8 protein-coding genes are annotated in these 6793 nt (G+C 41.9%); 5 read left to right on the forward strand and 3 right to left on the reverse strand.

Annotated features, from left to right (window positions below):
* The first annotated feature begins 184 nt into the window (after positions 1–184).
* On the forward strand, positions 185–1165 hold the full coding sequence (locus PL9631_RS02540) for a calcium-binding protein (protein ID WP_083616666.1): 981 nt from the start codon (positions 185–187) through the stop codon (positions 1163–1165).
* Positions 1166–1251: 86 nt separating this feature from the next.
* On the opposite strand, the gene PL9631_RS02545 is transcribed toward PL9631_RS02540, so the two are convergent.
* The 3 genes from PL9631_RS02545 to PL9631_RS02555 form a co-directional block, all read right to left on the reverse strand.
* On the reverse strand, positions 1252–1470 hold the full coding sequence (locus PL9631_RS02545; protein WP_083616668.1) for a hypothetical protein: 219 nt from the start codon (positions 1468–1470) through the stop codon (positions 1252–1254).
* Between the two features lie 292 nt (positions 1471–1762).
* The gene (locus PL9631_RS02550) at positions 1763–2524 is read right to left on the reverse strand and encodes an amino acid ABC transporter ATP-binding protein (RefSeq protein ID WP_083616671.1); all 762 of its coding nucleotides are present in this window, start codon (positions 2522–2524) and stop codon (positions 1763–1765) included.
* The gene (locus PL9631_RS02555; protein ID WP_083616673.1) at positions 2490–3977 is read right to left on the reverse strand and encodes an ABC transporter substrate-binding protein/permease; all 1488 of its coding nucleotides are present in this window, start codon (positions 3975–3977) and stop codon (positions 2490–2492) included. Before PL9631_RS02555 ends, PL9631_RS02550 begins: the two co-directional genes overlap by 35 nt.
* A 287-nt stretch (positions 3978–4264) precedes the next feature.
* Here PL9631_RS02555 and cysC point away from each other — a divergent pair, with 287 nt between their 5' ends.
* The 4 genes from cysC (at position 4265) to PL9631_RS02575 (ending at position 6698) form a co-directional block, all read left to right on the forward strand.
* Positions 4265–4801 carry an adenylyl-sulfate kinase gene (gene cysC, locus PL9631_RS02560; RefSeq protein WP_083616675.1) on the forward strand — a complete coding sequence of 179 codons (537 nt, stop codon included), beginning with the start codon at positions 4265–4267 and terminating at the stop codon, positions 4799–4801.
* Positions 4802–4859: 58 nt separating this feature from the next.
* Positions 4860–5663, forward strand: coding sequence for a DsbA family protein (locus tag PL9631_RS02565; protein WP_083616677.1), 804 nt, complete (start codon positions 4860–4862; stop codon positions 5661–5663).
* Between the two features lie 137 nt (positions 5664–5800).
* Positions 5801–6367, forward strand: a complete 567-nt coding sequence (locus PL9631_RS02570; RefSeq protein ID WP_083616679.1) for a lysophospholipid acyltransferase family protein — start codon at positions 5801–5803, stop codon at positions 6365–6367.
* 13 nt (positions 6368–6380) lie between these two features.
* The gene (locus tag PL9631_RS02575) at positions 6381–6698 is read left to right on the forward strand and encodes a DUF2288 domain-containing protein (RefSeq protein ID WP_231516616.1); all 318 of its coding nucleotides are present in this window, start codon (positions 6381–6383) and stop codon (positions 6696–6698) included.
* Positions 6699–6793 lie beyond the last annotated feature (95 nt).

The raw sequence follows: 6793 nt of genomic DNA on the forward strand, positions 1-6793 counted from the left end.
TAACCATAATTTTGCTTTTCAGGCGATCGCATTTTCCAATTCAACTCAATGCCAGTATATGTGATTAATTAAAAATAAAGGCTAAACTTCAAATTTTCTTCAATTTATTTTGCTAGTTTAGGAACGTGGTTTAAGCATGAAAACACCAATTTTTAAACCCCAAAAATAATTGAGGGTTTACACCATGGGTACTATAGATCTTTCCACCTTAAAGTTCACTGATAGGGCTGACATAGTTCCTCCATCGGGAACCGCGAAAATCATCAATACTGGCATCGCCAATACCCTTGCCGGTGATGACAAAATTACTGGCACTAGCACTAGCACTACTGAGAACGGCATCGACAACAAAGGCACCATCAATACAGATAATGGTGACGACACCATCACTGGCCATACCGAAAGCAATGTTGGTTATCTCATTGGCATCTCCAATTTCAGGGGTACTATCAATACGGCTAATGGTGACGATATTGTCGCGGGCACTGGCAAGACCTACGGCATCTTCAACAACGAGGGCATCATTGATACGGGTAATGGTAGCGATATTATCAAGGGCAAAGGGGAGATTGGTTTCTCCAACCACAAAGCTACTATTACGATGGGTAGTGGTGATGACCTGATCACCGGTGAAGCCACTATATCGAATAACTGGACTGCTCTGTTCAATAGCCAGATCATCGATATGGGCAATGGTAGTGACACCATCACCGGTAGTGGTGGTGCTTGGGGCCTTGTCAACGACGGCACTATCAATACTGGCAATGGTGAGGATATCATCACCGGTGCGGGTAGCTTCCGGGGCATTGAGAACAACGGCACAATTGATACTGGTGCGGGTAAGGATACGGTCGATGCTCTCACCGGTGGTTTTCGTAATAATCCCGATGTCGGTAATGGCATGATCATTCTCGGAAATGGTAACGACGAACTCAAAGGCTTTGGAAGCGGACGCTTTGATGGAGGCAATGGCAACAAAGATGAGATATTCTTGGGCCAGGGAAGCTATTCAGTCTCAGGCTTCCCTAATGCCGATGGCTTCTATACTGTCAGTTATCAAGGTATAGATATGTTCGTCAAGAATTTCGAGTTGATCAGCATTGCTGGTAATCCCGCTACCACCTTTGGTTTCTCTGAAATTATTGGTAAAAGTTTTCTGGTGTAAATACTAAAGAAAGCGGGTTTCTAAAAATATCTTTAGAAACTCGCTCTCGGGGAATTGTTATGAATTAAAAAACTCACGCCGACATTTTAATAAGCTAAGGTTTCCAAAGTTTCCCGTAGGTACAGACTCACTAATTGATCTAAATTAGTGGTGGGTTCAATTAGGTTCATATCCCGTTCTAATTCCCAGCGTTGAAAACCGGAACTAGATGCGATCGCTACTTTCAAACTTTGCCAGATTTGAGAATCTTCACCCCACTGATTTGAAGCGGAAGCGGCGTTATTCTCAAGGGTTGAATTTGCCATAGTTCTGTACCTCTTTAACAATAGTATCTACTTGATGGATAGAAAAATTCTGTCACCCGTGATACAGATTATCATTTAAACTGAGACAACTCAGTTGGATGAGGAATCAGAATGCACCGAAGACAGGAATTAATGTAACACTATTTAATATTACACAATTTTTGTCAGTTTTGGTCAAGAAATGCTGATATTGAAATTATATAGTAGTTTTTGTGGCTATTTTTACAAAGGTCAAGCCTAAAACCACAAAGACACGAAGACACAAAGAAGTTGTCAACACTAAGATTAATTGCTATAGCATTTTTTCTAAAAACTGTTTTGCCCGTTCAGATTCAGGATTTTTAAAAAACTGTTCTGGGGGAGAATCTTCAGCCAGTAAGCCACTATCTAGGAATAAAATCCGGTTAGAAACTTCCCGCGCAAATCCCATTTCATGGGTGACAATTGCCATGGTAATTCCGGTTTTTGCTAAGGATTTCATCACCTCTAAAACTTCTTTAACCATTTCTGGATCAAGGGCGGAGGTGGGTTCATCCATTAATAAAATATCGGGTTCCATGGCCATGGTTCGAGCGATCGCTACCCGTTGTTTTTGTCCTCCTGAAAGTCGGGAAGGATAGACGTCTGCTTTCTCTGCCAAGCCCACTTTTTGTAATAACTCCATCCCTAAATCTTTCGCGGCAGATTCGGAGATTTTCTTAACTTTTATCGGAGCATAAATCACATTTTTTAAGACACTTAAATGGGGAAATAAATTAAAGTTTTGAAAGACCATTCCCACGGACTGGCGAATTTTATAAATTTCGGCTTTCGGGTCAGTAATTTCCATCCCATCAATGAAAATACGCCCGGATGTCGGAATTTCCAGAAGATTAAGACAGCGTAAAAAAGTAGATTTCCCACAGCCTGAAGGCCCAATAATAGATACAACTTGCCCTTTTTGAATCTCGGTTGTAATCCCTTTTAATACTTTCAAGTCGCCAAATGATTTATATAAACGGTCAACTTTAACCGCCGGATCAACTGTTACTTTTGAGTTTGCGTTCAAGTCCATTAGCCCCCCAAGTTAAGGTAATAATCATGATATAATAAATAATAGCGACAAAAATCAAGGGTTCAAAGTAAATATACTTTTCTGCCCCGACAATTTGCGCCCTACGCAACATATCTTCTACGCCAATAACGGATACTAAGGTTGAATCTTTCAACAGGTTAATACTTTCATTGACTAAGGCGGGAAGAATGTTTCTGAGGGCTTGGGGTAAAATAATATCGACCATCATCAGTTGATATTGAATCCCCAAGGCTTCACAGGCTTCTTTTTGCCCTTTATCCACGGCTTGAATTCCCGCCCGAATGGTTTCGGAAATATAGGCTCCAGAATTTAAAGAAAAGGCTAATATCCCCGCTTGAAAGGCGGTAATATCATATCCGGTGAGTTGGGGCGTGGCAAAATAAATTAAGGTTAATTGTACCAGTAAGGGTGTGCCTCTAAAAATGGATGTATAGGCTTGGGAAAAAATATTCAGGGGTTTAAGTGTGGAAATTTTAAACAGGGCGAGAATTGTTCCCCAAATAAACCCGAAGAAAGCCGAAACTAAACTAAATTGTAAGGTAATAAAAATCCCGGCTAAGATATAGGGAATATTGGGAGCAATTTTATTAAAATCAAGTTTTAATCCGCTTCCATGGGAGACTTCGGAGGTTTCTATGGTAACTGGACGATCAAACCATTTCTTAGCCAGTTCCTCAATTTTACCACTGGCTTGCATCTGTTGAATCACCTGATTAAAGGGTTCGACTAAGGGTGATCCTTTGGGAAAGGCGATCGCCGATCCTGCTGCTTCGGTATTGGGAACTTCGTGATATACTAATCCGGGATTCGCTGCGATATAGCCCCTAACAATAGTATTTTCTAAAACCCCCGCATCCAGCCGTTTTGATTTTAATTCCTGAATAATATCACTGGTTTTATTTAAAGGAATAGCCGTTACCCCCGACCAATTTTTAACAGCTTCCTGCTGAATTGAACCGAGTTGTACTCCGACTTTTTTGCCTTTTAATTGTTCGGGATCGGTATAATTTTGGGTATTGAGACTAACAATAGTATTTTTAGCTTCAAAATAGATATCTGAAAAAGCTACATTTTTTTTTCGCTCAGGAGTAGGGGTCATTCCCGCCATGACAAAATCCGCCCGTTTAGCGGTTAAAGCCGGAATTAAACCATTAAAATCTATGCCATTAATTTTTAGCTCGTAGCCTAATTGCTGAGTAATATATTCGGCAATATCTACATCAAAACCTACAATTTTATCGCCACTGGTAGCCGTATCTTTAAATTGATAGGGGGGATAATCTGGCGAAGTTGCCATGATTAGGATTTTGGTTGTCCCCGATGGTTTTTCCTGGGCAGAAATGGGAAGATGATGGCTAGTAATAATCCCCCCAATTACTAAGGTTGTCAGAAATAAAAATAGTAGATATTTGAAGGGTTTTTTCAAAATCATGTTGGGTTGATGTTTTGGCTCTGGGTAGATGCGCTTAAGCGCAACAACAAATTATCAGATTTTAGACCTATAACTTTTTAAACTACATTAGTCGAAGAAATTCTGTCAAATTTGATAGTTTTCTCTAATTTTGATGCAACCCATACCCCAGAAGGGAATACAAATTAAGGTTTAAATGTCAAGTCTACCCCACCGGGAATTAAGATTTTAGTTGACTGGCGCTGCAATCTCGACTTACCATAATCTATTGGAGATATAAACGAATAATAACGGGAGAAAAAACCTGAATGCAGCATCGAGGTGTAACAGTATGGTTTACGGGTTTGAGTGGTGCGGGAAAAACCACCATTAGCCAAGCGGTTGCTCAAGTATTCCGAGAAAAGGGATGTAACCTAGAGATTTTAGATGGGGATATTGTTCGGGAAAATCTCACCAAAGGTTTAGGATTTAGTAAAGCGGATCGGGATGAAAATATCCGCCGCATTGGATTTGTTGCCCATCTTTTAACCCGAAATGGGGTAATTGTCCTGGTTTCTGCTATCTCTCCCTATCGAGAAATTCGGCAAGAAGTGCGGGAGAAAATTGGGGATTTTGTAGAAGTTTATGTGAACGCGCCCTTAACGGTTTGTGAAGGTCGAGATGTTAAAGGATTATATAAACGTGCTAGAGCAGGGGAAATTAAAGGCTTTACAGGTATTGATGATCCCTACGAAGCCCCAACAAATCCAGATGTTGAATGTAATACCGATCACGAAGATTTATCCGAAAGTGTTGCTAAAGTCTTAAAAAAATTAGCGGATTTAGGTTATATCTCAAACGATTAGGAAAGGAGTTGACGGTTAACTGTTACGATCAAGAAAAAATCGATGGGAACAAAGGATTATGAACATCTCTAAGACAAGACAACAACTTTATCGTCAGTCAAGGTTATGGATCACAATAGTTTTGATCGTCGGTGTGACGTTGATGAGTTGTTCAAAATCCGCCCAGTCCGATCAAACCGTTAAAGTCAGTCCTAAACTGGAACAGCAAATCCTGCAAGTGATTCGACAGCATCCAGAAGTGATTTTAGAGTCCGTCCAAGCCTATCAACAGCAACAGGACGGCCAACTAAAACAGGCGCGACAAACTTTTTTAGATCAAATCAAAACCAATCCTCAAGCGGTGATCGGGAACTCGCCCTTTAGGGGCTCAGAGGCTAAAAATATTGTTTTGGTGGAGTTTTCTGACTTTCAGTGTCCCTTCTGCGCCCGCGCCCACGACACTATTCAACAGTTTATGAAGACTCGCCAAGATCAGGTGACTCTGGTTTATAAGCATTTTCCCCTGACTCAGATTCACCCAGAAGCTCTACCCGCGGCCCAAGCGTCCTGGGCGGCTCAACAACAGGGCAAATTCTGGGAATACCAAAGCGCTTTATTTACACAACAGAATCAATTGGGAGAGGAGTTATATTCCGCGATCGCCAAACAGTTAAATCTGGACTTAGAAAAATTCAATCGCGATCGCCAAAGCCCAGAAGCGAAAGCGGCCATTCAGAAGGATATCCAATTAGGGGAAAGTTTGGGGATTTCGGGAACACCATTTTTTGTGATGAATGGTGAAACCTTCTCGGGTGCGGTGGAACTCTCTAAAATCGAAGAAGTTTTGGCTACGGTCAAGGCATCCCAAGGCCAGAAAAAGTAACCCCTAAACCCAGACTGTTTAACCAGAACTATTCAACCAAGCGCGTGAATCAAGAACTTGCACCTTTTGTGAGAAGCCGGGAACCCCTTTCTAGTTTGATTCTGTATCACTTGTTCAAGTGGTCGGTGGTTAGCCCGATGTTGCACCTGTACTTTCAAGGTCGGATTTATGATGCGAATCGGGTTCCCTTGGCCGGGCCCATGGTGGTAGTCAGTAACCATGCGAGTGATTTTGATCCTGTCCTCCTGGCGAATTGCATGGGACGCCCGGTTTCCTATATGGCAAAAGAGGAATTATTTGAAGTTCCCATCTTGAAACAGGCGATTTCCCTGTATGGAGCTTATCCAGTCAAACGGGGTTCGGCCGATCGCAGTGCCATCCGGGCGGCGTTACAACAATTAGAAAATGGTTGGGCCACGGGGGTTTTTCTCCAGGGAACTCGCACCCCCGATGGTCGAATTACGGAGCCGAAATTGGGGGCAGCCTTAATCGCAGCCAAGGCGAAAGTTCCGTTATTACCTGTATGTTTATGGGGAACAAATGCCATTGTGAATCGGGGTTCCTATCTGCCTCGGCCCGTTCCCGTTACGGTACGAGTGGGTCATTTAATTCCCCCTCCCGATTCTACCAACCGGGACGAATTATTGGAATTAACCCAACGTTGTGCCGATGAAATTAATGCTCTGCATGATCTCGGGCGTTAAGTTTTAATCAGTCATGAATTTTACATCTCAATTTTTTATGGAAACTGAATCTTTAAGATCCCAACTCACAGAAAACCTTGATGAAGCGGAATGGGATTGGTTGACGCCCCACCTGGAACGGGAGATTGTAATTATTGTGGAATCTCAATTGGATTTATTAACTGTAGGGGAAGCGATCGCTCAGGATAACTCAGTTTCAGTCCAACATTGGATTAGTGAAGCATTAATTCATAAACCCTCGCCAGAGCAAATTTTAGAATGGAATGATCAGCCGAAAAAACGATTTCAAGCCTTAATTGTGCAACCTTTTGTTTTGATTCAGGAGTTATAGTGCTGGGGAATAGGGAATAGGGAATGGGTAATGGGTAATGGGTAATGGGTAATGGGTAATTACGAATTACGAATTACGAATTACGAATTACGAAT

The sequence above is a fragment of the Planktothrix paucivesiculata PCC 9631 genome, from assembly GCF_900009265.2.
Taxonomy (GTDB): Bacteria; Cyanobacteriota; Cyanobacteriia; order Cyanobacteriales; family Microcoleaceae; genus Planktothrix; species Planktothrix paucivesiculata.

Excerpts from the sequence above, each read along its gene's own strand:
- PL9631_RS02540 (WP_083616666.1), top strand. The coding sequence starts at position 185 with ATGGGTACTATAGATCTTTCCACCTTAAAGTTCACTGATAGGGCTGAC.
- PL9631_RS02545 (WP_083616668.1), bottom strand. The coding sequence starts at position 1,470 with ATGGCAAATTCAACCCTTGAGAATAACGCCGCTTCCGCTTCAAATCAG.
- PL9631_RS02550 (WP_083616671.1), bottom strand. The coding sequence starts at position 2,524 with ATGGACTTGAACGCAAACTCAAAAGTAACAGTTGATCCGGCGGTTAAA.
- PL9631_RS02555 (WP_083616673.1), bottom strand. The coding sequence starts at position 3,977 with ATGATTTTGAAAAAACCCTTCAAATATCTACTATTTTTATTTCTGACA.
- cysC (WP_083616675.1), top strand. The coding sequence starts at position 4,265 with ATGCAGCATCGAGGTGTAACAGTATGGTTTACGGGTTTGAGTGGTGCG.
- PL9631_RS02565 (WP_083616677.1), top strand. The coding sequence starts at position 4,860 with ATGAACATCTCTAAGACAAGACAACAACTTTATCGTCAGTCAAGGTTA.
- PL9631_RS02570 (WP_083616679.1), top strand. The coding sequence starts at position 5,801 with ATGTTGCACCTGTACTTTCAAGGTCGGATTTATGATGCGAATCGGGTT.
- PL9631_RS02575 (WP_231516616.1), top strand. The coding sequence starts at position 6,381 with ATGAATTTTACATCTCAATTTTTTATGGAAACTGAATCTTTAAGATCC.